Origin of the sequence: Reyranella sp. (genome assembly GCF_044224635.1) — a bacterium.
Taxonomy (GTDB): Bacteria; Pseudomonadota; Alphaproteobacteria; order Reyranellales; family Reyranellaceae; genus Reyranella.
Window position 1 is genome coordinate 134,993 of record NZ_JBGAKA010000010.1, and the last position, 24,957, is coordinate 159,949.

Sequence of the window (24,957 nt, forward strand, 5' to 3'; positions counted from 1 at the left end):
TCTGGCGAAACGTAGCGTCGCGCAGTTGGCCGACTGATGTGCACTCGCGGGCCGGACGCCACTCCGGCTGGCCATGGTTCGCTACCTACGCACCGTGAGGTCATGGCCGCTAGCTGACGGATTTCCGCTTCGAGGGGCCCATTTTATTGTCCTCCCTGCCCCGGCTCCCGTGCGTGAGCTGCGTGTCTGCGTTCCACGCCGCCGCGAGAATTTGATTCTACACTAACAATGTAGACTGTTCCGTGTGGAAAAAAGGGCCAAGGCGCGACGCCCGCAAAGCTCCTTCAGGGTCATTCCGGCGTGCAGGCTGACAGGCTGAAAATTCTCCAGCACGTCGAAAAGCGTCCCGGACGACGCCAGATCGAGGCGCAGGTCAGGCCATTCGAGCTTAAGGCAGGGGCCAGTTCCATCGACCTGAAGGCCGGTCGGCAGGCGCGGGACGAGGACCAGCACAAAATCCGCGCCGGCACGCCGGCAGAAAGCCAGGGCGGCATCCGCCCCAAAGCCTTCGATGCGAACAGGTTCGTAGGTTCCGTGGATGAAGGGATCAGGCCATGCGCGGCGCAGCGACAGGGTGCGGAGGATCAGGTCCTGCTTCAGGGCGCCGTTGCGCCATGACGATGGTCTGGCCTGGTCGATCGATTGCATGCGGGTCGGATAATCGACCGGTCGGCGATTGTCCGGATCGACCAGGCTGAAATCCCAATATTCGGTGCCCTGGTAGAGGTCGGGAACGCCCGGCGCGGCGAGCTTGATCATCACCTGGGCCAGGCTGTTGACAGCGCCGGCCGGTGCGATCGACTGCACGAAGGCAAAGATCTCCTCGAGCAACGGACCTGGGTCGGCACCCCCGACCAGCCTCATGGTCAGGGTCCGGGCGGCCGCTTCGTAGCGCTCGTTCGGGGCGCTCCAGTCACTGGCGAGCTTGGCCTCGCGCAGCGCCTTCTCCTGCCATGCGGCAAGCCGGCCCGCGAGCTCGGCGCGTCCCGACGCGTCCGTCAGGGCGAGGTCCAGGGGCCACGCTCCCACGACCATCTGCAGCAGCATCGCGAGGTCGGCGGCGGTCGGCATGCCATCGCGTCGGAGAGGGTCGAGTGCCGTGGTCCAGCGGGCCAGCAAGCGCGTCCATTCGGGCGCGCGCTCGCTCAGCACCGCCAAGCGCGCCCGGACGTCCTCGCCGCGCTTGTGATCGTGCGTCGCCGTTGCCAACAGGCCCGTCGGCTGGCGCTGCATCATGTGGCGATGGAAGGCGTCCGGCGAGAGGCTGAACTGGCGGATATCGAAGCCGACGTCGTTGCGCGAGAGCAGCGGACCGTAGCGATAGAACGCCGTATCCTCGACTGCCTTGGCCGCGATCGGTGCGCTCAGCTGCTGGAAACGCCGCAGCGGCGCGATCATCGGACCGGGATCGCGGAACCATCTCTCGAGGGTCGCCAACGTGAACGCATCGTTCGGCAGGACGGACTGCCGGGCGCCGGCAAATGCCACGTCGACCGCTGCGCCATCGTCCGGCGTTCCGTAACCGCGATAGACCGGGAAGTGGACCAGCAGAAGCTTCAGTGTCCGGCGGAGCGACGGCCGCGAGAGATCGGTCATGCAGGCGGCGCGCTCGAAGGCGACAGCGCAGGCCTCGAGCGGCGCGGCGAAGCTGCGGGCGATGATTTCCTGGCGGGCGAGTTTCTCCTCGGCATCGAAATCGCGAGAACGGCCGCTGAGCGCCGCCCAGGAATTCTTGAGAACGGCCTCGCCGGCCGCGTCGTGCTGCAGCGCGTTCACCTGATCCATGAACTCGTAGCCGGTCGTGCCGTCGCAACCCCACGACGACGGCAGGAGCTCGCCCTGCATCAGGATCTTCTCGACCACGATGTACGGGCGCGACGGATCGGCGGCGTCGAGACGCTGGCGCAATCGCTGGCAGTAGCCGGCCGGATCGGCGAGGCCGTCCACATGGTCGACCCTGACGCCGTCGATCATGCCCTGGGCATAGAGGAGCGCGGGCAGGGCATGCACGCGTTCGAAAGTCTCAGGATCCTCCATGCGCAGGCAGACCAGCTCGTTGATATCGAAGAAGCGCCGCCAGTTGATGCGATCGCCGGCGGTCCGCCACCAGGCGAGCCGGTACGGTTGCTGCTCGAGAAGCGTCGTCGACAGCGTCCCATGCCCTTGTAGCGGCAAGGTCGTCGCGCCGTGGCGCAGTCCGCGGCTGCCGTCGGCGCGCGTGACGATGTCCAGCTCGCCCGACGACAGCGCATCCGACAGGGGCTGGGTCAGCCAAGGGAGAAGCACCTTGTCGCGCAACAGCGGATCGTCGCCCTCCCAGTCGATGTCGAAGGCATTGGCGTAGCGGCTGTTGCGGCCGTAGGTCAGAACATCGAGCCACCATGGATTGTCGAGGCTGGCGGCCAGATGATTGGGCACGATGTCGATGATCACGCCGAGGCCGTGGCGCTGCGCGGTGCCGACCAGTTGCTCGAAGCCGGCGTCGCCGCCGAGCTCTGGATTGATTCGTGACGGATCGATGCCGTCATAGCCATGCATCGAGCCCGGCCGCGCCATCGCGATCGGCGAGGTGTAGAGGTGGCTGATGCCCAGGCGGGCGAGGTAGGGGACGATCGCCGCGGCGTCGGCGAAGGTGAATGCCTTGTGCAGCTGAAGCCGCACGGTTGCCCGCGGGATCACGCGCGATGTTTCGCGATGAGGGCGAGACGGCGCCGGGCCGCGGGCCCGCTGAGGAGATCGGCGGCCGGCATGGCATAGCGCCGCCGCCAGTTGGGATGCTCGTCGATCGTACCGGGCAGATTGGGTGGGTCGACCAGGCCCAGCACATCCTCCAGCGGCACCAGCGCCAGCGCATCGGCCGCTTCGGCAACGAACCCGACGGCCGCATCGACGACGGGCTCGGCGTCGAGCGGCGGCTGCGATGAGCCGGCGACGCCCGCATCCTCGAAGGCCTGCCACAGGTTGGTGCGGTCCGCCTCGCGCTGGCTCGCCTCGTCCTCGCCAAGGCCGGCCAGGTCGCGTCGCAGCTCAAGATCGGCACCACGCCACCAGCCGGCAACGGTCGGCAGGTCGTGCGTCGTCGTCATGGCAACGGCTTCGGGACGCCATTCACGCGGTGCCAGGAAGCGCCGGCCGTCGCGCTGGAACCACAGGACGTCCATGCCGGCGATGCCGGCGGCGCGGCAGCGCCTGCGAAACGCCGGCGGCACAGTGCCGAGATCTTCGCCGATGACGATGGCGCCGTGACGATGCGATTCGAGCGCCGCAAGGCGCAGCAGATCGTCGAGCGGGTAGCTGAGGTAGGCGCCCTCTGTCGGGGAGGCACCGTCGGGCACCAGCCACAGGCGCATGAGACCCATGGCGTGATCGATGCGCACGCCACCCGCATGGCGCAACGCAGCGCGCAGGGTCGCCACGAAGGGGGCGAAACCCTCCGCGAGCAGCGTCTCCGGCGAGAAAGTCGTCAGGCCCCAATCCTGGCCGCGCGGATTGAACAGGTCGGGCGGTGCGCCAATCCTGAGGCCGAGGAGATAGTCCTGTGGTCGCGTCGCGACGTCGCTGCCGGCCGGATCGAGGCCGACCGCCAGGTCGCTGATCAGGCCGATCCGCATGCCGGCGTCGCGACAGGTCCTCTGAGCGGCGGCGAACGCCCCCGTGGCGAGCCATTGCAGGAACAGGGGAAACTGTGGCGATGTCGGTTGCAGCGCGCGCGCCGTCTCGAACTCGGCATGCCGGCGCAGGGGTTCCCCGCGATCCTGGACGAAGCGCTGGAAGTCTCGGGCAAGGGGTGAATCCTGACGCAACTCGTCTTGGGCAAAGTCGTCGAACAGCTGACGCAGCAGGCAATACTTGGCATTGCCGGCCATCGGCCAATCGATCAGACGATCGGCCGGTGCGGCGGCTGCGTCCGTGGCGGCCTTGCTTACTCGCTCGCGGCCCAGGACCGCCGCCGGATCGATGAGAAGAGGATTGAGGAACAGCCGCGACGACGGCGAGTAGGGACTGAAGCGCGTCGGATCCTCGGGAAAGAGGCTGTGCGTCGGGCTCAGCGCCACGGCATCGGCGCTATGCCGGGCGGCGGATGTCGCCAGGTCGGCAAGCGCCGTCGTATCGCCGATGCCGCCATCGCCGTCGCGGCTGAGGCTGTAGAGCTGAACCGACAGGCCCCACGGCCGGCGATCGTGCACGAGATCAGAGACTGTCAGGCAGCGTCGGGGAGCGACGGCGATCGGGTGTTCATGCCCGCCGATAAGCAGGCGATGATAGCCCGTCCTGTCGAGGGCAGGCAGGCGGCCGGCGTCGAGACGCAAGCTGTCGCGCGAGCCGTCCTCGTAGACGATCTCGGCCGAGGCGTCCTGGTACGGCTGAGGCAACGAAAGCCGCATGCCTGCGGTGGCCGTCAGCAGGCGCGCCGCTGCGCGCTGTCGGGTCAACCGCTCGAAACTTTCACGGCGCTGGCCGGCGGAGGCGCAGGGCAGGCCGAGCGCCGCCAGGATGTGTCGCAGCGTCCCGATGCCGACATGGCGGCGGTGCGAACCGGCATCGGTCCAGGAAACGGCAAGGCCGGCGCGACGGGCCAGATCGCGGACCGGGGCGTCGCTCATGACGGCGGGGTGAGAAAGGCCACGGTGCTGCGGGCCTGCAGGGTGCTTTGCGACAATGCACCCGCTCGTGATTCGTAGAGCGGTGCTGCTCCGGGGCCAGTGAAGTCGCAGGCCTCCGTCGCAAGATTGGCGGCGATCGTCAGCACCGAACCGTCGCCCAGGCGCCAGCGTGCGAATACGGCGCCGGGGCCTATCGCCTGAGAGTCGAGCGCGCGCGCACCGTCCAGCTTCGGCGCCAACATGCGATGGCGCAGCGTCAGCAGCGTGCGGTAAAAGCCGTCGTCTCCGACCCCCGGCAAGCGGCAACGATCGAAGGTTTCGCGCGCGTTGGGATCGCTGAGCTCTGCGCTCGCGAATCCCGCGAAGTGGCGGAACTCATCCCGCCTGCCTTCCCGCACGGCGGTCGCCAGCTCGCCGTGAAAGTCGGTGAAGAAGAGAAAGGGCCGCTCTTCGAACGTTTCCTCGCCCATGAAGATCAACGGGATGCTGGGCGCCAGCAATTGGAGCGCCACCGCCGCCTCGAGAGCCTCGCGGTCGACGAGGCTGGCGAGCCTGTCGCCAAAGGCACGATTCCCGATCTGGTCGTGATTTTGCAGGAACACGACGAACTTCGTCGGCGGCAAATCGGCGCTCGGCGTGCCGCGCGGCTGGCGGTCGCGATGGACCGACGGATCGCCCTGGTAGGCGAAGCCTTCCTTCAGACAGCGCGCGAGGTGGCGCGTGGCATCGATGTAGTCCCTGTAATAGCCGTCGCGCTCGCCGGTCAGCAGGACGTGCAGGGCGTGATGAGCATCGTCGTTCCACTGCGCCGTGAAGTCGCGGCGCAGATGGCTCGCCTCGTTGCCGTCATGTTCCAGCACCAGATGGACATGGCGTCCCGGCTCGACCGACGACCGCACCTCGGCGGCCATCTCGTCCAGCCAGTCGGGCTCGCTGATGGCGTGGACGGCGTCAAGCCGCAGGCCATCGAAGCGATACTCCTGCACCCAGTGGAGCGCGTTCTCGGCAAAGAAGCGGCGGACCTGCGGCCGGCGGAAATCGATCGCCGGCCCCCACGGCGTCCGCAGATCGTCGCGAAAGAATTGCGGCGCGTAGCTCGTCAGATAGTTGCCGTCCGGCCCGAAGTGATTGTAGACGACGTCGAGGAACATCATCATCTGCAGCTCGTGCGCGGCATCGATCAGCGCCTTGAGCTGGTCCGGCGATCCGTAGGCGCGATCAGGCGCGAACGGCAGGACACCGTCGTATCCCCAGTTGCGCGTGCCGGAGAAATCGCTGACGGGCATGAGCTCGACGGCAGTGATTCCCAGCGCAGCCAGCCGCGGCAGCGCCGCCTTGACGCCGTCGAAGCCGCCGAACAGGCCGGCGTGCAGCTCGTAAAGCACGCAATCCCGCCACGGGCGACCGCGCCAGCCGGTGCTGCGCCAGGCATATCGATTCGGGTCGACCACCAGGCTCGGTCCGTGGACATCGTCGGCCTGTGCGCGCGAGGCCGGATCGGGCACGGCGAGGCCGTTCGGAAGGCGGTAGCGATAGCGTGCGCCCGGCCCGCAGGCGGCTTCGGTCTCGAACCAGCCGTCGCCGCACGCCGTCATGGCGAGGGCCGGCTGCCCGTCGACCTCGAGGTCGACCTCGTGGAGCGCCGGCGCCCACAGCCGAAATCGCGTGCGGGCGGCGTCGAGCACCGTCGTCCCGAACGAGAGCGCCGTCATGTGTCGTCGTGTCCAATGATGCTGCGGACCAGCAACACGCTGCGCGCTTTCACGGTGACGCGGTCGCCGGCGAGATCGTGCTCCGGCTCGTGAGGCGCCGCGCTGTCGATCAGGAGGCGGACGGGCAGCGGCTTTGGAATGCGGAATTCGCGATCCTCCGCATCGGAATTGAAGAAGCAGGTCAGGATGGTCACGCTGCCGTTGTCGCGGCCGGCGCGGCGCAACGTCAGCAGGTGTGCCAGCGGATTGTTCCAGGCATCGTGCGACAAAGGGGCGGCGTTCTCGTCGAACCAGTCGATGTCGCGGATGCCGGGGAGGATCTCTTCCCGGCCGTGCAGGTAATGATTGCAGCGCAGCACCGAATGACGGTGTCGGAGCGCAATCAGGCGGGCAACGAAGCCCGTGAGGGCACGTCCTTCCGGTGACGTGGCCTGGGTCCAGTCGATCCACGACGTTTCGTTGTCCTGGCAGTAGGCGTTGTTGTTGCCGCGCTGGGTGCGGCCGAACTCGTCGCCGGCCATCAGCATCGGCGTGCCTTGGGACAACAGGACCGTAGCGAGCATGGCGTGCTGCAGGCGGCGGCGGAGCGCAACGATGGAAAGGTCGTCGGTCGGCCCTTCCACGCCCCAATTGGCCGAGAAGTTGTCGGCGTGACCGTCGGTGTTGTCCTCGCCGTTGGCTTCGTTGTGGCGTTCGGCGTAGCTCACCGTGTCGAGCAGGGTGAAGCCGTCGTGCGAGGCAACATAGTTGATCGAGGAATAGGGACGGCGGCCGCGATTCTCGAAGATCTGGCTCGAACCGGCGACGCAGTCCGCGAGAACAGCGCGATGGCCATCGTCGCCGCGCCAGTATCGGCGGACGCCGTCGCGGAACTTGTCGTTCCATTCGGAGAAGCCGGGAGGAAGCTGGCCGAGCTGATAGCCGCCCGGCCCGGTATCCCAGGGCTCGGCGATCAGCTTGACCCGCGACAGCACGGGGTCCTGTCGCACGACGTCGAAGAACCCCGCCCCCGGGTCGAAGCCGTTGCCTTCGCGGCCCAGCGTCACGCCGAGATCGAAGCGGAATCCGTCTACGTGATACGAGCTCACCCAGTAGCGCAAGGAGTCCATGACCATCTGCAACACGCGCGGGTGCGAAAGGTTCAGCGTGTTGCCGGTGCCGGTGTCGTTGATGCAATGACGCGGATTATCGGGCAGCAGCCGGTAGTAGCTGGCGTTGTCGAGGCCGCGGAACGACAGGGTCGGACCGAGCTCGCTGCCCTCGGCGGTGTGATTGTAGACGACATCCAAGATCACCTCGATGCCGGCGGCGTGAAGGCGACGCACCGCCACGCGCATCTCGTCGGTCGTGCCGCTCGCCAGGTAACGCGGCTCGATGGCGAAGAAGCCCAGCGTGTTGTAGCCCCAGTAATTGCGCAGACCTTTCTCGAGCAGGTGGCTGTCCTGCACGAACGCATGCACCGGCATCAGCTCGACCGCCGTGATGCTGAGACGGCGCAGATGGTCGATGACGGCAGGCTCGCCCAGGGTGGCAAAGGTGCCGCGCTCGCGCGGCCGCAGGTTGGGGAACTGCATGCTGAGGCCGCGCAGGTGGGCTTCGTAAATGACGGTGTCCGACAGCGGGGTGTTGGGAGGCCGGTCGTCCGCCCAGTCGAACAGCTCCGAGGTGACGACGCCTTTCAGCATGGCGGGTGCACTGTCGCGGCGGTCGAACGACAAATCGCTGCGGGCCGAGGCGACCCGGTAGCCGTAGAGCGCTTCGACCGTCTTGAGCGACCCCGCCAGCCGCCTTGCGTAGGGGTCGAGCAGCAGCTTGTGCGCATTGAAGCGATGGCCGCCCTGCGGGTCGTATGGTCCATGGGCGCGGTAGCCATAGACCAGCCCGGCGGGGCTGTCCGGCAGGTAGCCATGCCACACCTCGTCGGTGTGCTCCGGCATCGGCAGTCGGGCGATCTCGCGCCGGCCCTGCTGGTCGAACAGGCAGAGATCGATGCCGCTGGCATTGGCCGAGAACACGGCGAAGTTGGTGCCGAGGCCATCGTAGGTCGCGCCCAGCGGATAGGGCGAGCCGCGCAGCAGGCGGTCAGGGCGAGCCGCCATGCGAGTCAGCTCGCGGCGCGCAGCGCGATCGTCGACAAGGGCGGCAGAACCAGCTCCAGCGACTGGCTTTCGCCGTGCGCCGCGATCGGTGCGGTGCTCACGCCGCCGCCGTTGCCCATGTCGCTGCCGCCGTAGAAGCGCGAGTCGGTGTTGGCGATCTCCTGCCAGCTGCCAGCCCGCGGCACGCCGACGCGGTAGCCGTGCCGCGGTGCCGGCGTCATGTTGCAGACCACGAGTACCGGTTGGGTCCCGTCCGCGCCCTGGCGCAGGAAGGCGAACACCGAGTTGGCGCGGTCGTCGCCGATCAGCCAGCGAAAGCCCGCCGCCTCGCAATCGCGCTGATGAAGGGCCGGCTCGCCCCGGTAGAGATGATTGAGGTCGCGCACCAGGCGCTGGATGCCGGCATGCGCCGGGTCGCCGAGCAGGAACCAGTCGATTTCCCGATCGTGGTTCCATTCCCGCTCCTGGGCGATCTCGCCGCCCATGAACAGGAGCTTCTTGCCGGGATGCGTCCACATGAAGCCGAGATAGGCGCGCAGGTTGGCGAAGCGCTGCCAGCGATCGCCCGGCATCTTGCCGATCAGCGAGCCTTTGCCGTGCACCACCTCGTCGTGCGACAGCGGCAGCATGAAGCGCTCGGAGAACGCATAGAGCAGACCGAACGTGATGTCGTCATGATGGTAGGCGCGATGAATCGGATCGCGCGCCATGTAGCGCAGCGTGTCGTGCATCCAGCCCATGTTCCATTTGTAGCCGAAGCCCAGGCCCGCGTCGGCGACCGGGCTGGTGACACCGGGCCATGCTGTCGATTCCTCGGCGATCACCACGGCGCCGGCGCAACGCTCGGCGATGACGCTGTTCAGGTGACGCAGGAAGTCGACAGCCTCGAGATTCTCGCGTCCGCCGAACACGTTGGGCACCCATTCGCCGGGATTGCGGCTGTAGTCGCGATAAAGCATGGAGGCGACGGCGTCGACGCGCAGCGCGTCGACATGGAATCGCTCGAGCCAGTGCAGCGCGCTGGCGATCAGGAACCCCTGCACCTCGCGGCGGCCGAAATTGTAGATGTAGGTGTTCCAGTCGCGATGGAAGCCTTCCCGTGGATCGAGATTCTCGTAGAGCGCCGTGCCGTCGAAGCGTGCCAGGCCGTGCGGATCGGTCGGAAAGTGGGCCGGCACCCAATCGAGGATAAGCCCGATGCCGGCGCGATGCAGGCGATCGACGAAGGCCGCAAACTCCAACGGCGTTCCAAAGCGGCCGCTCGGCGAGAACAGGCCGAGCGGCTGATAGCCCCACGAGCCACCGAACGGATGCTCGGTGATGGGCAGCAGCTCGAGGTGCGTGAAGCCCATGTCCTGGACGTAGGGAATCAGCCGTTCCGCCGCGGCATTCCATCCGGGCAACCCTTCAGCATGCATCCAGGACGGCAGATGGACCTCGTAGATCGAGATCGGCTGGTCGGGCGCCTGGCGTCGACCGCGTTCGGCCATCCAGGCACCATCCTGCCACGTCCACTCCTTTGGCGAACGGACGATCGAGGCGGTGCGCGGCGGCGCTTCGCTTTGCTGCGCCAGCGGATCGGCCTTCTGCGGCAACGGGATTCCCCCTGCGCCGATGATGTCGAACTTGTAGCGCGCGCCCGCGGAAGCCCGCGGCACGAACAGTTCCCACACCCCGGCCGGATAGCGCAGCCGCATCGGATGGCGACGCGAGTCCCAGCTGTTGAAATCGCCGATCACGGCGACGCGCTGCGCGTTGGGCGCCCACACGGCGAAGCCGATGCCCGCCACGCCTTCGAGGGTGATGGCGTTGGCGCCGAGCGCCTCGGCCAGGCGGAAATGCCGCCCTTCGTTGAACAGATGCAGGTCGAGCTCGCCCAACAGCGGCCCGAACGAGTAGGGATCCTCCGTCTCCTGGATCGCTCCGGGCCAGGTGATGCGCAGCAGATAGGGGGCGTGATCGCTGACGCTGCCCTCGAACAGGCCTTCCCTCGTCATCTGCTCGAGTCGTCCCAAAGTGGCGCCATCGGCGCGGCGCACGACCTCGACAGCGCGGGCACCGGGCAGGAAGGCGCGCACGATTCGGCCATCGGTCGCGTCGTGCGGGCCCAGCACCTTGAAAGGATCGCCGTGGCGGGCTTCCGCGATGGCCTGGACCTCGGCCAGAGCGAGCGCGGCTCTCATCGCTTCTCCCCGGCCAGCAGCAGACCCGCGACCAGCCGGCCCAGGCCCTGCAGAGGGATGGACAGCCAAGTCGGTCTATTGGCCGCTTCGTAAGCAATCTCGTAGGCGGCCTTGGCGATCATGAAACAGGTCAGCAGATCGCGGTTGGCCAGTCCCAGCTCGTCCTTGAGGCCGGCGTAATAAGCATCGAGGAAAGCCTTCTCGGCGCCATCGCGCAGACGCGACACGAAGCGGGCGCGCTCGGACTCCGGCAGCGGCGCCGCGGCGAGCTTCTTGGGATCGAGCGTGGTGGCGACCGCGTAGTCGAGCGAGCGCAGAAAGCCTGCCACGTCGAGCAGCGGGCTCATTTTGGCGCGCCGTTCCGCCAGCGGGCGTCCGGGCTCGCCCTCGAAATCGATGAGGTAGGCATCGCCGGTGGCGACCAGGATCTGGCCGAGATGGAAGTCGCCATGGATGCGACAGACGACGCTGCCCTCGCCGCTCCTCATGCTCTCGGCAAGGGCCCTGCGCAGCGTGTCGCGCGAGCCGACGAGCGCGTCCGCGACAGCGTCGTCGGCCGGATTCTCGCCGCTCTTGCGATGGGCGATCACGTCGAAGGCAGCGTCGAGACGAGACTCGGCCTGGGCGATCCACTCGGCCACGTCCTCGGCCGTCGCCTCGGCCGGCTCGAAGGCTTTGTCCTCGCTGGGCTGCGCCAGCAGGGCATGCATCTGGGCGAGCCGCATGCCGACCATGCCGGCGAAGGAGATGTAGTCCTCGACGCCCTCACGGTGGGCCTCCGGCGCCTCGCCGTGGGTGGCGAAGTCGACCAGCGCACGCTTGAACTGGTCGAGCGTCCACGACCAGCCGTCGCCCTGATTGCGCACGAAGCTCTGCGCCACGGCGAGCGACTGGCTGTTGCCGTCCTTGTCGATGCGCCGCACCTCGCCCAGCATCAACGGCGAGTTGGAGAAGCCGTGGGCGGTCAGGTAGCGGCTCATTTCCGCCTCGGGATGGGCGCCGGGGGCGACGCGCCGGAAGATCTTCAGCATCACCGAGTCGTCGACGATCATCGAGCTGTTGGACTGCTCGGCGGTGAGCCAGAGCACGGCGGCGTCGGGCTTGCAGCGCAGCGAGTCGGTCGTTGCCGCCGTCGGCTCGAAGACGATCTGCCCCTCGGACGTCTCGATCGACTGTCCGTCGGCCAGGGCGCACAGCATTTGCCGGCCGAACTCCGGCAGGGTGAAGGCATCGGTCAGCAGGCCGATGCGCCGGCCGCGCCGTGCGCGCGAGAGGGCAAGCTGCCCCGGCAAGGCGGCCTGCTGCTCCTCCTCCCAGGTGATCGACATCGGCAACTGCCAGCGGCTGGTCGTGCCGTCGGTCACGGTCTCGATCTCGGCGAGCACGATCTCGCGGCCGTCTCCCGGCAGGCGCGTGGTGTAGGCGATCCGCACCGAGGACAACGACTGTCCCTTGGCCGAGAACCATCGCCGCTTGGCGAGATAGGGCGGCAGCGCTTCGCGTTCCAGGAGCTGTGTGGCGACGGGCTGGTTGACCGCCTCGAGCAGGCGGTCGCGCATCACGATGGTGACGTAGTCGGGCAGCGGCTCGGGCGCCGGCGTGTGCCAGTGCGGCTCGTCGTTCGTCTCGGCCAGGATGAACCAGTAGAAACCATAGGGTGGCAGGGTCAGCAGGTAGGTGAGCTGCCCGATCGGCGGGAACAGCGAGCCGCCATTGAGCTCGATCGGCACGCGACCGGCGTGCTCCGACAGGTCGACCTCGACCGCCTGCGGCGTGCTCGAGACGTTGGCCACGCACAGGATCTTCTCGTTGTCGAGCTCGCGCAGATAGGCGAGCACCTTGCGGTTCTTCGGGTAAAGGAAGCGCAGGCCGCCGCGGCCGAAGGCGCTGTGCGTGCGACGCACCGACAGCATGCGCCGCATCCAGTGGAGCAGCGAATGGCGGTCGCGCAGCTGCGCTTCGACGTTCACCGCCTCGTAGCCATAGAGCGAGTCCATGATCGCGGGCAGGGCGAGGGTCGCCGGATCGGCATGGGAGAAGCCGCCATTGCGGTCGGGCGACCATTGCATCGGCGTGCGCACGCCGTCGCGGTCGCCCAGCCGGATGTTGTCGCCCATGCCGATCTCGTCGCCGTAGTAGATCACCGGGGTCCCGGGCATCGAGATCAGCAGGCAGTTCATCAGCTCGATGCGGCGGCGGTCGCGCTCCAGCAGTGGCGCCAGCCGGCGGCGGATGCCGAGATTGATGCGCGCGCGCCGGTCGGTGGCGTAGGTCTGCCACAGGTAGTCGCGCTCCGAATCAGTCACCATCTCGAGCGTCAGCTCGTCGTGGTTGCGCAGGAAGATCGCCCACTGGCAGTTGTCGGGAATCTGCGGCGTCTGGCGCATGATGTCGGTGATCGGGAAGCGATCCTCGCGCGCCAGCGCCATGTACATGCGCGGCATCAGCGGGAAATGGAACGCCATGTGGCATTCGTCGCCGGCGCCGAAATAGTCCTTGGTGTCCTCCGGCCACTGGTTGGCCTCGGCGAGCAGCATGCGGTCGGGGTGCGACTTGTCCATCTCGGCCCGGATGCGCTTCAGCACGGCATGCGTCTCCGGCAGGTTCTCGTTGATGGTGCCTTCGCGCTCGACCAGATAGGGCACGGCGTCGAGCCGGAGGCCGTCGACGCCCATGTCGAGCCAGAATCGCATGACGCGCAGCACCGCCTCGACGACGCGCTCGTTGTCGAAGTTGAGATCGGGTTGATGGGAATAGAAGCGGTGCCAGTAGAAGGCATTGGCCACCGGATCCCAGGTCCAGTTCGAGCGCTCGCTGTCGACGAAGATGACGCGCGTGCCCTGGTAGCCCTGGTCGTTGTCCGCCCAGACGTAGAAGTTGCGGGCCGACGAGCCGGGCTTGGCGCGACGCGCGCGCTGGAACCAGGGATGCTGGTCCGACGTGTGGTTGATGACCAGCTCGGTGATGATGCGCAGGCCGCGCCGATGGGCCTCGGCGACGAACTTGCGGAAGTCGGACATCTTGCCGTACTCGGGATGGATCGCCCGGTAGTCGGCGATGTCGTAGCCGTCGTCGCGCCGCGGAGAGGGATAGAACGGCAGCAGCCACAGCGTGTTGACACCGAGATCGGCGATGTAGTCGAGCCTGGAGATCAGTCCGGGAAAGTCGCCGACGCCGTCGTTGTTCGAATCGAGGTACGACTTGACGTGCAGCTGGTAGATGACCGCGTCCTTGTACCAGAGCGGATCGGACGCCTGCGCAAGCGTGCGGGCGAATTCGGGCGTGGGCGCATTCATTGCGGCCAGATCCGCCACAGGACGAAGGGCAGCCCTGACGGATCGAGCCGCAGATGCTGGTGCTTGCCGGCGAGCCTGAATCGCCGGCCGGTCATGAGGTCCTCCGCTTCGAGTGCGCCATTGTCGGGCAGGCGCCATTCCCACAGCGGAATTTCAAAGCCGACCTCCTGCGGATGGTGAGGATCGAGGCTGACGACGGCGAAGATCATGTCTTCGTGCGAGGGCAGAGCCTTGCCGTAGACGAGCACCTGCTCGTTGTCGGCGTTGTAGAAGGCGAGACCGAGATGGCTGTGCAACGCGGGATGGGCTCGCCGGATGCGGTTGAGGCTGGCGATCTCGGAGACGATGTTGCCCGGCTGAGCGAAATTGCGCACGCGGATCTCGTACTTCTCCGAATCGATATACTCCTCGCGGCCCGGCAGGGGTGCCGCCTCGCAGATCTCGAAGCCGGAATACATGCCCCACAGGCCGGACAGGGTGGTGGCGAGAGCGGCGCGGATCAGGAACCCGGCGCGGCCGGAGGTCTGCAGGAAGATCGGGTTGATGTCGGGCGTGTTGACGAAGAAGTGCGGCCGGAAATAGTCGACGGCGTCGGTCGTCGTCAGCTCCGTCATGTACTCGGTGAGCTCGTACTTTGTGTTGCGCCAGGTGAAGTAGGTGTAGGATTGCGAGAAGCCCACCTTGGCCAGCCGGTACATCATCTTGGGCCGCGTGAAGGCTTCCGCCAGGAACACCACGTCGGGATGCCGGCTGCGCACCTCGGCGATCATCCAGTGCCAGAACGGCAGGGGCTTGGTGTGCGGATTGTCGACCCGGAACAGCCGCACGCCTTCGCCGGTCCAGAACAGCACGACGTCGCGCAATGCCTGCCACAACGGCGTGGCGCCCTTGCCATGGAAATCGACGTTGACGATGTCCTCGTATTTCTTGGGCGGGTTCTCGGCGTACTTGATGGTGCCGTCCGGACGGCGGCGGAACCAGTTGGGCTGCTGGCGCAGCCAGGGATGGTCGGGCGAGCACTGGATGGCGAAATCGAGGGCGATCTCGAGGCCGTGGGCGCGCGCCGCGGCGACGAGCTTGCGGAAATCCTCGAACGTTCCCAGCGCGGGATGCAAGGCGTCATGGCCGCCGTCCGGGCTGCCGATCGCGTAGGGGCTGCCGACATCGTCGGGGCCGGCGGTCAGGCTGTTGTTGCGGCCCTTGCGATGGCTGGTGCCGATCGGATGGATCGGCGGGAAGTAGAGCACGTCGAAGCCCATGTCGCGGATGCGCGGCAGCTCGGTGATCACGTCGGCGAGGGTGCCGGGATGTCGCGCATCGCGCGTCGCCGAGCGGGGAAACATCTCGTACCAGCTGGCGAAGGCCGCCTGCGGTCGCTCGATGTCGACTGGCAGGACGGCCGAGCGGCAGGCGAAGCTGCGTCGGGCAGGATGGGCGGTGAGCTGGGCTTCCTCGGCCTCCTCGACCGCCGTGTCGACGCCCGCCGCGCGTTTGAGCGTGAGGGCATGGTGCACGCTTGCGAGCTCGTCGAGCCAGGCCTCGATGGCGAACTCCCAGCGGCCAATGCGGTCCGATGTGAAACGCGCGCGCCAGCGGTCGTTGCCGAGATGGCTCATCGGGGCCGCCTGCCACTCCGTCTGGTCGGCTGCCCGCCACTGCAGTTCGGCAGCCAGCACGTCATGGCCGTCCATGAAGATGTCGGCCTCGACGATGACCGGATGATCGAGCAGGCGGCGGGGAACGAACTGGCCGGCGTCGATCTGCGGGCTGACCTTGTCGATGACGATACGGCTCGAGGCGATCGCCGATCGCAGCGTCGGGGCGAACGTCCCGACGATCGGCGCACACCGCGGGGTGCGGAGCACGCGAACCTCGGCCGGCGCCAGCGTCTGATCGCGGTAGCCATGCTCGCGAGCCGGATCGGGGTTGATCAGCACCAGATGCTGGCCGCGGCGCAAGACCGTGACGGGCTCGCCCGGCCCGGTCAGGCTCTGCAGGCATTGGTCGGGTTCGTCCCGGCACAGGCGCCTGAACAGGTCGAATGCCGACGCAAGGTCGTCGTCCGATTGTTCGTCGGCCTCCGCGGAGACGAGCAATCCCGCGCTGGTCGCGGCGGCGACCTCGAGATTGTGACGCGATTGGCCCGTGGCGTGGCTGACCGCGCCCTCCTCGGAGGGCGCCGCTGCCATGCCGATCACCGGCGCGATGCGGCAAAGGATTTCGTGCTCCGCGACGAACCAGCTGGCGCGTCCGTCCCACCAGGGGAGGGAGGCAAAGACGCTGTCGAGACCGGTGCCGGCGAGACCGGACAGGACCGGCCACGGCAACCCCGGCGTCCAGCCGAGGAAGCGGCAGGGCGCGGCCGCGCGCACCCCCGCGATGATTGCGGCGATGACGGCCGGCGGCACGTTCTGCAGCCCCATCAGGCGAAAGGCTGCAACCCCACTGTGCGCCAGACGCGAGAGCCTGTCGATCCACATCTGCTCGAAGGCGCGTCGACTTTCGGGATCGTCGAGATTGGCGAACAGGCTGCGGCGGATCGCGGGCTCAACCCGCGGATCGAGCGTCGCAGCTGATGCGTGCGACGCGAAGGCTGACGTCGCAGCGCTGGCCGGTCCCCGGTTGGCGATCCTGTCGAGGACGATGTCAACGGCAACCTTGCAAGCGTGTCGGTCGCACAGCTCGGCAATGCGCGTGGCGGCGCCATCGGCGCTGTCACCCGCCCCCAGAACCGGGTTTGCCGCCTCGAAGTCGGTCGTGAGGCCGCGGTCGGCCGCAAACAGGGGAGGGAGCCCCAGATGATCGAAGCCAAGCCGGTGCGCGTGCTCCAGATAAGGCGTCCAATCGCCGATTGTCCCCGCGAGCGCAGGCAGCAGGTAATAAATGGCCGGCGCGAAGCCAAGCTTCGCTCCCTCGCACACCCCCGTTACAGGCGCGTCCGTCGCCAGCCCTCGCGAACTCATGGAGAAATAAGGCGCGGCAGCCCCAATGGTTCCCTGTAACCATCAGAAGATCGCGTTCAAGCGCGGATGCCCTGCTTGAATCGGGAACCAAGGCACTTAGATATAGCATGAGAGGACGACCTCTCTTTCCAAACATCAACGTCCGGGACGACCCGGCTCCTCGAGGAGCTTGAGCCATGGCCTGGATGTTTCTTGTGTGCGCGGGAGTGCTGGAGGTCGTCTGGGCGTTTTCCATGAAGAAGTCGGCGGGGTTCACCCTGCCTGGACCGACCGCGATCACCCTCGTCACGATGGTGGCCAGCTTCGCCCTGTTGTCGATTGCCATGAAGACACTGCCGCTCGGCACGGCCTACACTATCTGGACCGGAATCGGTGCGGTGGGCGCTTTCGCGGTCGGCGTCGTCGTCCTGGGTGAAGCGGCAACGCCGCTGCGTCTGCTTGCCGCCGGCCTCATCGTGGCGGGCATCGTGATGATGAAACTGTCCAGCGCTCCTTGACGACCTCGCGCCCTCAGGGTCGCGCCCTCAGAGGGGCGTGAACATCGGCGCGGGAAGGGCGTCGGGCCGTCCCTTGAATACGACCTTCACCTGCTGCCCGATGGCCACGCCATCGATGTCGCAGTCGACGATGTTGGTCAGCATCGTGGGGCCCTCGTCGAGCGTCACATAGGCCAGGGCGTACGGTGGTGAGGCGCGGCGCGCCACGCTGACGCTGTAGACCGTGCCGCGGCCGGACGCCTCGCGCCAGTCGACGTCGCGGCTGCTGCACATCGGGCAGACGACGCGCGGAAACCAGTGCGGGCGATCGCAGGCTGTGCAATGGGCGAGCAGCAGCTTGCCGCGCCGGGCGGCCTCCCAGAACGGCCGAATCTCCGGTGCCGCCGCAGTGAGATTGCGGAAGGTCTCGTCGCTGATCGGGGAGGTGGCGATGGGTCTCGTCGTCATGGGCATCACTCCCGGATCAGCACGGCAGTCGCGTGACCGTGGCCGCTGCCGACCACCCGTCCGGGGCCGGCCGCCAGCGCGACATCGCAATTCCTCACCTGCACCGCGGGATGCGCCTCGCCGCGCAGCTGGCGGACCGCCTCGATCAGCTTGGTCATGCCGCCGCGATTGGCCGGGTGATTGTTGCACAGGCCGCCGCCGTCGGTGTTCCACGGCAGGCGGCCGACGCCCGAGATCAGGTTGCCTTCGGCGACGAAGCGGCCACCCTGCCCCTTGGGGCAGAAGCCGAGATCCTCAAGCTGCATGACGACCATGATGGTGAAATTGTCGTAGACCGACGCGTACTTGATGTCCTGCGCCGTCACGCCAGCCTCGGCGAACGCTGCCGCGCCGGAAGCCTCGGCGCCGGTGCGGACGGCATCGATATAGCCGCCGTTCTGAGTGTGCATGGTGTGGCCCGTCCCGGCCACCCTGACCAGCGGCCGTTTCAGCGACCGGGCGATCTCCGGCCGGGTCAGGATGGCGGCGCCGCCGCCGTCGGTGATGACGCAGCAATCGAGGCGGCGGATGCCGTCGCAGACGACCGGAGAGGCAAGCACGTCCTCGACCGTCACGACCTTGCGCAGCAGGGCGTTGGGATTGTGCTGGGCGTGGCGCGAGGCGGACACCTTGACCCAGGCGAGCTGCTCGGCCGTCGTGCCGAACTCGTGCATGTGGCGCTTGGCGAACATGCCGTACATGCCCGCGATCGTCGGCCGATAGGGAGTCTCGAACGGCTCGTCGGCCTGGCTGCTGCTGCCGGCGCGCGGCGCCGTGCCGGTCGCCTGGCCCTCGCTGCGCGGCCGGCCCGACAGGGTGATCAGCGCCACGTTGCACTGGCCCGCGGCAATGGCGGCGGCGGCGTGGGCGACATGCATGAGATAGGAACAGCCGCCCGACTCGGTGCCGTCGAGCCATCTGAGCTTCAGATTGAGATAGTCCGCCATGTAGAGCGGGCTGGCGCCCGGCGTGTCGCCGGCACAGAAGTAGCCGTCGATGTCGCCCAGGCTCAGCCCGGCATCGGCCACGGCGCCGAGGGCGCATTCGGCATGCAGCTGGGCGATCGACTTGTCGGGGGCATGGCGCGTCGGATGCTCGAAGGCGCCGGTGACGTAGGCGAAGGGCAGGTTCATGGCGCGAGGATCCCCACAATGCCGCCGGGCCGTCAACGAAGGCTGCGCGCCGAATATCGCGCACCGAATGGACGGGTTGCCCGATCGCTACAGCCACGCGAGCTTGATCGGCCGGCGCTCGGCGAGCGCGCGCTCGATCTCGAGGCAGATTTTCAGGCTCGGCAGGGCGTCGCGGGCAGAGACCAGCGGCGTGCGCGCCGGTACGTCGACGACCAGGCGGCGCAGCTGCTCCTCGAGCTCGAACACCTCGCCCGATTTCTTGACCTCGATGATCTCCGCCGTCTCGGCGCCGGCGCGCCGGAGCTTGAGCTCGAAGTCGGGCGTATGGGTGCGATCGATGACGCCGGACCACCAGGTGCGCAGCGCCCCCTGATCGCCGGCGATCTCGAGCACGAGTGAATGCTCGAAGCCGCCGAGGCATTGCGAGAACACCGCATAGGCGCCGTCGGCGAAGCGCAGGGTCGCGGTGAAGGCGTCGTACATGCCGGCGCCGACGGGCGAGGCGATGCCGTCGGCCGCGACTTCGACGGGCAGGCCGCGCTCGCGGAAGTACCACAGCAGAAGGTCGATATAGTGGATCGGCTCCTCGAGAATCCACGATCCGACGGTGCTGCTGGTGCGCCGCCAGTTCCCCGAGCCGCCGCGGAAAGGGCGGCGGAACAGCGTCAGGTTGGCGTAGTGCGTCCGGCCAATCGCGCCGTCGGCGATCAGCTCGCGCACCTTGGCCCATTGCCTCGAGACGTGCAGCTCGAGCCCGACGCCGAGATAGCGGCCCGACCGGTCGACGGCCGCGACCACGCGCTCAGCATCGGCCAGGGTGGTGGCCATCGGCTTTTCCAGCAGCACATGCTTGCCGGCGTCGAGCGCTGCCACCGCCATGGCGGCATGCAGATGATTGGGCACGACGATATCGACAAGCTCGATCGTCGGATCGGCGAGCAGCGTCGCGAGATCGCGGTGGACCGCGACGCCGGGCAGCTCCTGCCTGGCGAGCGCGGCCGATTGGTCGCCGTGGCACAGCACGCCGGCGAGCGTCAGCCCGTCGATGCGCCCGATCGCTGCCGCATGCATGTGCCCCCACGCGCCGTATCCGGCCAGACCGATTTGCATGGTGATTCCTCCCCCGCTTCCTCATACGCCTCCCCAGCTCCGCTGGGGAGGTGTCCGCGTAGTCGCGGACGGAGGGGTCATGGGTCACGAAGCAGGAATCTCGGATCATGGCCCATGACCCCTCCGTCGCCGTATGACGGCGACACCTCCCCAGCGAAGCTGGGGAGGAGAATATGAGCGCAATCGTGGCCTGCGTGGTATGGTCAACCACTGGGGTGACTGGTCCGAAGGGAGAGACGTGGCCGGGCTCAACCTTCGCGGCGTTTGCAAGTCGTTCGGCCAGACCGAAGTGGTGCACGGCGTCGATCTCGACATCGCCGACCACGAGTTCGTCGTCTTCGTCGGTCCTTCGGGCTGCGGCAAGAGCACGTTGCTGCGCATGATCGCCGGCCTCGAGGACATCACCGCGGGCGAGATCGCCATCGACGGCCGGGTCGTCAACGAGCTCGATCCCAAGGATCGCGACGTCGCCATGGTGTTCCAGGATTACGCCCTCTACCCGCACATGACGGTGTTCGAGAACATGGCGTTCTCGCTGCGCTATCGCGGCTTCGGCCGGCAGGAGATCCGGCGCCGGGTCGACGAGGCGGCGCGTATCCTCGACATCGAGGCACTCACCCAGCGCATGCCGCGCCAGCTCTCGGGCGGCCAGCGCCAGCGGGTCGCCATGGGCCGCGCCATCGTGCGAGATCCCAAGGTGTTCCTGTTCGACGAGCCGCTCAGCAACCTCGACGCCAAGCTGCGCGTGCAGATGCGCACCGAGATCAAGCGCCTGCGCGAACGGGTGGCAACCACGACGATCTACGTCACGCACGACCAGGTCGAGGCGATGACGCTCGCCGACCGCATCGTCATCATGAACCACGGCAGAATCGAGCAGATCGGCGCGCCGGAGGACGTCTACGAGACGCCGGCATCCGTCTTCGTCGCTGGCTTCATCGGCGCGCCGCCGATGAATCTCCTGCCCGCCGAGGCGCTGCCGGCGAAAAGCCTGCCCGGGACGGATCGCGCGGCACAGGACCTGCTGATCGGCGTGCGGCCCGAGCATCTCCTGTGGCATGCGGCCGAAAGCCGGCCCCTGCTGGAAGGCCAGGCCACCGTGGTCGAGCCGCTGGGCTCCGACACGCTGGTCTCGCTCGAGGTCGCCGGCACGCCGGTGATCGCCCGCCTGGCGCCGCGTCAGGTCAAGCGGGCCGGCGAAACGGTGAGGCTTGCCGCCGAGCCGGCCAACCTGCACGTTTTCGATCGGGCGACGGGACGCCGCTTGCCCGCAATCAACCAATGAAATGAACGGGTCAGTGAACCGAACGGGCGAGGAACCAGGAGGAGGACGCCATGCAACGCAGGCAGCTACTGAAATCGACCACAGCCCTTTCCGCCGCCTCGCTGCTTGGCGCGCCGGCAATCGCGCAAGGGTCGCGCAAGATCACCTTCCTGACCTGGAACCTCGTTCACCTGGAGGCCCAGCTCAAGGGCTGGATGAAGGGCTTTACGGCGACCCGGCCCGGCGTCGAGATCGAATGGATCGACAAGAAGGGGCCCGAGCTTCCGGCCTACTACCAGACGCAGCTTGCCGCCGGCACGCCACCCGACATCATCGACATCCAGGGCGCGCTCGGTCTCGAGTATGCCGCTCAGGGCGCGCTGCTCGATCTCACCTCGCGACTCGCCGCCGAGGCGGCGATCAAGGACCGCTACGAGCCGGCCTATCTTTCCAACTGGGTGTACGAGGGCGCCAACTACATGGTGCCGTACTACGTTTCCAAGACTCTGCTGTTCTGGAACAAGACGCGCTTCAAGGAAGCCGGTCTCGACAAGCCGCCGGCGAGCTTCGACGCCATCCTGGCGGCTGCCGACAAGATCAAGAGCGCTGAGAAGACCGGCCTGATGACCCTCAACTTCGACTGGCTGTACTGGCCGTTCATGCGCATGAACGACGTGGAGCTGCTGACGCCCGATCTCAAGAAGGCGACCTTCAACACGCCCAAGGCGGCCGAGGTGATGACCCGGATGGCCGAGGCGACCAAGAGCGGCGCCATCAACCCGATCTCGTGGACCGGGCGCTGGGTCGAGCCCAACGAAGCGTTCGCGACGGGCAATGTCGGCATGCTTCATGCCCACGCGCCGGCCTATTTCTGGATCAAGGGCAAGGGGCCATGGATCAACGGCGACACGCTGGGCGCGGCGCAGATGCCGGGCAACTGGGCGACGCCCAACAGCCACGGGCTCGGCGTCTCCAAGGGCTCGAAGAACCCCGATCTTGCCTGGGACTTCGTGAAGTACCTGACCGACGCCGAGGTGGCGAGCGACTTTGCCCGTGTCGCGAGCCTGCTGACCGGAAACAAGGCGGTCGACAAGGCGCAGCTGTCGCGCATCCAGAAGGACGACCCGCTCGCCTTCCAGGTGCTCTCGACCCAGCTCGAGCACACCGACCGCATGTGCGGCAACTGGCGGCTCGGCAACGACAGCCGGGTCAAGGATGGCTTTTGGCCCGAGTTCCAGAGCGCCATGCTGGGCCGCAAGGATGCCAAGACGGCGCTCGCCGACGCCGAGCGCCGCGTCAGCCGCGAGCTGCGCCGCGCGTGACTGTTTTTCAGTCTCCTCCCCAGCTTCGCTGGGGAGGTGCCCCGTCATACGGGGCGGAGGGGTCATGAGCCTCAGTCGCGCTGCTCATGACCCCTCCGCCCCCGATTACGGGGGCACCTCCCCAGCGGAGCTGGGGAGGTGGGACAAACCATGACCTGGTTCGAGCGCAAGCGGACGCGCGAGCTGGCGCTCGTCGCCTGCTTCCTGCTGCCGTCGCTCCTGATCTTCTTCCTCTATCGCATCCTGCCCCTGGGCTGGAACGTCTGGCTGTCGTTCCATGCCTGGTCGCCGCTCAAGCCGGCCCAGTGGGTCGGGCTCGAGAACTACGAGGAGATGGTGCTCGACGACGAGGTGTTCTGGGACGCGCTCGCCAACACCCTGATCTTCATCGGCTGCGCGCCGCTCGCCATCGCCGCCGCGCTCGCCATCTCGCTGCTGGTCAACAGCGACCTCAAGGGCGCCGCGATCTACCGCACCATCGTCTTCCTGTCCTACCCGCTGATGACCGTAGCGGTCGGCATCATCTGGCGCTGGCTTTACGACGAGCGCGGCGGTTTCATCAACTACGTGCTGCGCTCGGCCGGCATCGTCGACCAGCCGGTGAAATTCCTGCAGAGCTTCGACTGGGCGCTGCCCTCGGTGATCCTCGCCGATTTCTGGCAGATCCTGGGCTTCTACATGATCATCCTGTTGACCGGGCTGCAGAGCATCCCGCAGCATCTCTACGAGGCCGCCCGGGTCGACGGCGTGCCGGCCTACGCCCGCTTCTTCCGCATCACCTTGCCGCTGCTGCGGCCCTCGATCTTCCTCTGCATCGTGGTCGGGATCCTGAACTCCTTCACCAGCTTCGACCTGATCTACGTCATGACCAACGGCGGGCCCGGGCATGCCACCGAGCTGCTGATCACCTACATCTACAAGGCGGGCTTCGGCCAGACGCGCTTCGACTACGCCGCGGCGCTCACCGTGGTGCAGTTCCTGCTGCTGATCGTGCTCACGGTCCTGGCCAACCGCCTGTCCGGCGGCAATGCCGGCAGCCTGGAACGCTAGGCGATGAAGCCGCCGTCCGCCTGGCCGCGCCACGTCATCATGATCGTCGTGTCGATCCTGATGCTGATCCCGTTCTACTGGGTGCTGAAGACCTCGCTGACCGGCGAGAACATCTACGCCTATCCGCCGCGCATCATCCCGGCCGACCCACATCTCTTCAATTATGTCGACGTCTGGTACCTGATCCCGTTCCCACGCTACCTGCTGAACAGCGTCATCGTCTCGGCCATGGCGATCGCCGGCAGCCTGCTGTTCAACGTTGCCGCCGGCTACGCGCTGACCAAGGATTTTCCCGCCCGGCGCTGGATCGTGCTGCTGCTGCTGTCGTGCATGCTGATCCCGTTCCAGGCGACCATCATCCCGGCCTACCTGATCACATCGTGGCTCGGCGTGCTCGACACCTGGCTCGGCATCGCCCTGCCGCTGCTCTCCACGATCATCTGCATCTTCATCTTCAAGGCGAGCTTCGAGGCGGTGCCGCGTTCGCTGATCGATGCCGCCCGGGTCGATGGCTTGAGCGAATGGCGCATCGTCGTGCGAATCCTGCTGCCGCTGTCGAAGTCGGCCATCGCCACCAACGTCATCCTGACCTTCATCTGGTCGTGGAACGCCTTCCTGTGGCCGCTGATCGTCACCCGCACGCCCGAGATGCAGACCCTGCCGCTCGGCCTGGCGCGCTTCCTCTCGGTGATGGAGGACACGACCGGCGCGCTCTACGCCTTCGTCGTGCTGGTCCTGATTCCCGGGCTGGCGATCTTCCTGATGGCGCAGAAGGAGTTCATCCGCGGCCTGACCTCGGGAGCGACCAAGGGATGAGCTGGCGCCTGCTCCGCCATCGCTTCGTCGCCGTGCCGCTGGCGCTGGTTGCGCTGGTGGCGGCGTGGAACGTCTATATCGCCTTCAACGACCACGGCATCCTCGAGGGCCAGGTGCTCGATCGGGCCGGAAAGCCGGTGGCCGGCGCCACCGTGATCTTCTTCGAGCGCAACTTCATCTACTACCAGGAAAAAGTGCGCACCACGACCGACGCCAAGGGCGACTTCCGCTTCACCGGCTTGGCTGTCCACATCGGCCAGCTCGAGGCGACGACCGACGACGGCCGCCGTTCCGACCGTCGCCAGGTCCGCCTGTGGTTCCGCGCCCAGGACACCGAGGTCGCGCCGCTGATCGTCGAGCGGCGTGGCTAGTTCCGCCTCCTCCCCAGCTTCGCTGGGGAGGTGCCCCGTCATACGGGGCGG

The 24,957-nt window shown here is 67.3% G+C and carries 16 protein-coding genes; 6 read left to right on the forward strand and 10 right to left on the reverse strand.

Features of this window, described 5'->3' with window-relative positions:
- Positions 1 to 222: 222 nt before the first annotated feature.
- From treY to ACILR9_RS12205, 7 genes are read right to left on the reverse strand one after another with little or no spacing between them, the layout of a single operon-like run.
- Complete coding sequence (gene treY, locus ACILR9_RS12175; RefSeq protein ID WP_395710193.1) at positions 223 to 2,679, reverse strand: malto-oligosyltrehalose synthase; 2,457 nt, start codon at positions 2,677 to 2,679, stop codon at positions 223 to 225.
- Positions 2,676 to 4,604 (reverse strand): 4-alpha-glucanotransferase, encoded by a 1,929-nt coding sequence (gene malQ / locus ACILR9_RS12180; protein WP_395710194.1) that lies wholly within the window; start codon positions 4,602 to 4,604, stop codon positions 2,676 to 2,678. Before malQ ends, treY begins: the two co-directional genes overlap by 4 nt.
- Positions 4,601 to 6,316: a malto-oligosyltrehalose trehalohydrolase gene (gene treZ, locus ACILR9_RS12185; RefSeq protein WP_395710195.1), complete on the reverse strand. Its 1,716-nt coding sequence runs from the start codon at positions 6,314 to 6,316 to the stop codon at positions 4,601 to 4,603. The genes malQ and treZ overlap by 4 nt, the downstream gene beginning before the upstream one ends.
- A complete protein-coding gene (gene glgX / locus ACILR9_RS12190; protein ID WP_395710196.1) occupies positions 6,313 to 8,415 on the reverse strand; it encodes a glycogen debranching protein GlgX in 2,103 nt (700 codons plus the stop codon). The genes treZ and glgX overlap by 4 nt, the downstream gene beginning before the upstream one ends.
- Positions 8,416 to 8,420: 5 nt before the next feature.
- A complete protein-coding gene (gene glgB, locus ACILR9_RS12195; RefSeq protein ID WP_395710197.1) occupies positions 8,421 to 10,598 on the reverse strand; it encodes a 1,4-alpha-glucan branching protein GlgB in 2,178 nt (725 codons plus the stop codon).
- Complete coding sequence (treS, locus tag ACILR9_RS12200; protein ID WP_395710198.1) at positions 10,595 to 13,894, reverse strand: maltose alpha-D-glucosyltransferase; 3,300 nt, start codon at positions 13,892 to 13,894, stop codon at positions 10,595 to 10,597. The genes glgB and treS overlap by 4 nt, the downstream gene beginning before the upstream one ends.
- Positions 13,891 to 16,815, reverse strand: a complete 2,925-nt coding sequence (locus ACILR9_RS12205; protein WP_395710199.1) for an alpha-1,4-glucan--maltose-1-phosphate maltosyltransferase — start codon at positions 16,813 to 16,815, stop codon at positions 13,891 to 13,893. Before ACILR9_RS12205 ends, treS begins: the two co-directional genes overlap by 4 nt.
- Positions 16,816 to 17,033: 218 nt before the next feature.
- On the opposite strand from ACILR9_RS12205, the gene ACILR9_RS12210 reads away from it, so the two are divergent.
- Complete coding sequence (locus ACILR9_RS12210) at positions 17,034 to 17,354, forward strand: DMT family transporter (protein ID WP_395710200.1); 321 nt, start codon at positions 17,034 to 17,036, stop codon at positions 17,352 to 17,354.
- 27 nt (positions 17,355 to 17,381) lie between these two features.
- On the opposite strand, the gene ACILR9_RS12215 is transcribed toward ACILR9_RS12210, so the two are convergent.
- From ACILR9_RS12215 to ACILR9_RS12225, 3 genes are all read right to left on the reverse strand, one after another.
- Positions 17,382 to 17,801 (reverse strand): Zn-ribbon domain-containing OB-fold protein, encoded by a 420-nt coding sequence (locus ACILR9_RS12215; RefSeq protein WP_395710201.1) that lies wholly within the window; start codon positions 17,799 to 17,801, stop codon positions 17,382 to 17,384.
- 5 nt (positions 17,802 to 17,806) lie between these two features.
- Positions 17,807 to 18,973, reverse strand: a complete 1,167-nt coding sequence (locus ACILR9_RS12220) for a thiolase domain-containing protein (protein WP_395710202.1) — start codon at positions 18,971 to 18,973, stop codon at positions 17,807 to 17,809.
- An 87-nt stretch (positions 18,974 to 19,060) separates the two neighbouring features.
- On the reverse strand, positions 19,061 to 20,083 hold the full coding sequence (locus ACILR9_RS12225) for a Gfo/Idh/MocA family protein (RefSeq protein ID WP_395710203.1): 1,023 nt from the start codon (positions 20,081 to 20,083) through the stop codon (positions 19,061 to 19,063).
- A gap of 238 nt (positions 20,084 to 20,321) precedes the next feature.
- Between ACILR9_RS12225 and ACILR9_RS12230 the strand changes: the two genes are divergently transcribed.
- From ACILR9_RS12230 to ACILR9_RS12250, 5 genes are all read left to right on the forward strand, one after another.
- Positions 20,322 to 21,368 carry an ABC transporter ATP-binding protein gene (locus ACILR9_RS12230; RefSeq protein WP_395710204.1) on the forward strand — a complete coding sequence of 349 codons (1,047 nt, stop codon included), beginning with the start codon at positions 20,322 to 20,324 and terminating at the stop codon, positions 21,366 to 21,368.
- Between the two features lie 50 nt (positions 21,369 to 21,418).
- Entirely contained in the window at positions 21,419 to 22,669 is a 1,251-nt protein-coding gene (locus tag ACILR9_RS12235) for an ABC transporter substrate-binding protein (RefSeq protein ID WP_395710205.1), read from the forward strand.
- A gap of 150 nt (positions 22,670 to 22,819) precedes the next feature.
- A complete protein-coding gene (locus ACILR9_RS12240; protein WP_395710206.1) occupies positions 22,820 to 23,719 on the forward strand; it encodes a carbohydrate ABC transporter permease in 900 nt (299 codons plus the stop codon).
- 3 nt (positions 23,720 to 23,722) lie between these two features.
- Positions 23,723 to 24,535, forward strand: a complete 813-nt coding sequence (locus ACILR9_RS12245) for a carbohydrate ABC transporter permease (protein WP_395710207.1) — start codon at positions 23,723 to 23,725, stop codon at positions 24,533 to 24,535.
- A complete protein-coding gene (locus ACILR9_RS12250) occupies positions 24,532 to 24,906 on the forward strand; it encodes a carboxypeptidase-like regulatory domain-containing protein (RefSeq protein ID WP_395710208.1) in 375 nt (124 codons plus the stop codon). Before ACILR9_RS12245 ends, ACILR9_RS12250 begins: the two co-directional genes overlap by 4 nt.
- Positions 24,907 to 24,957 lie beyond the last annotated feature (51 nt).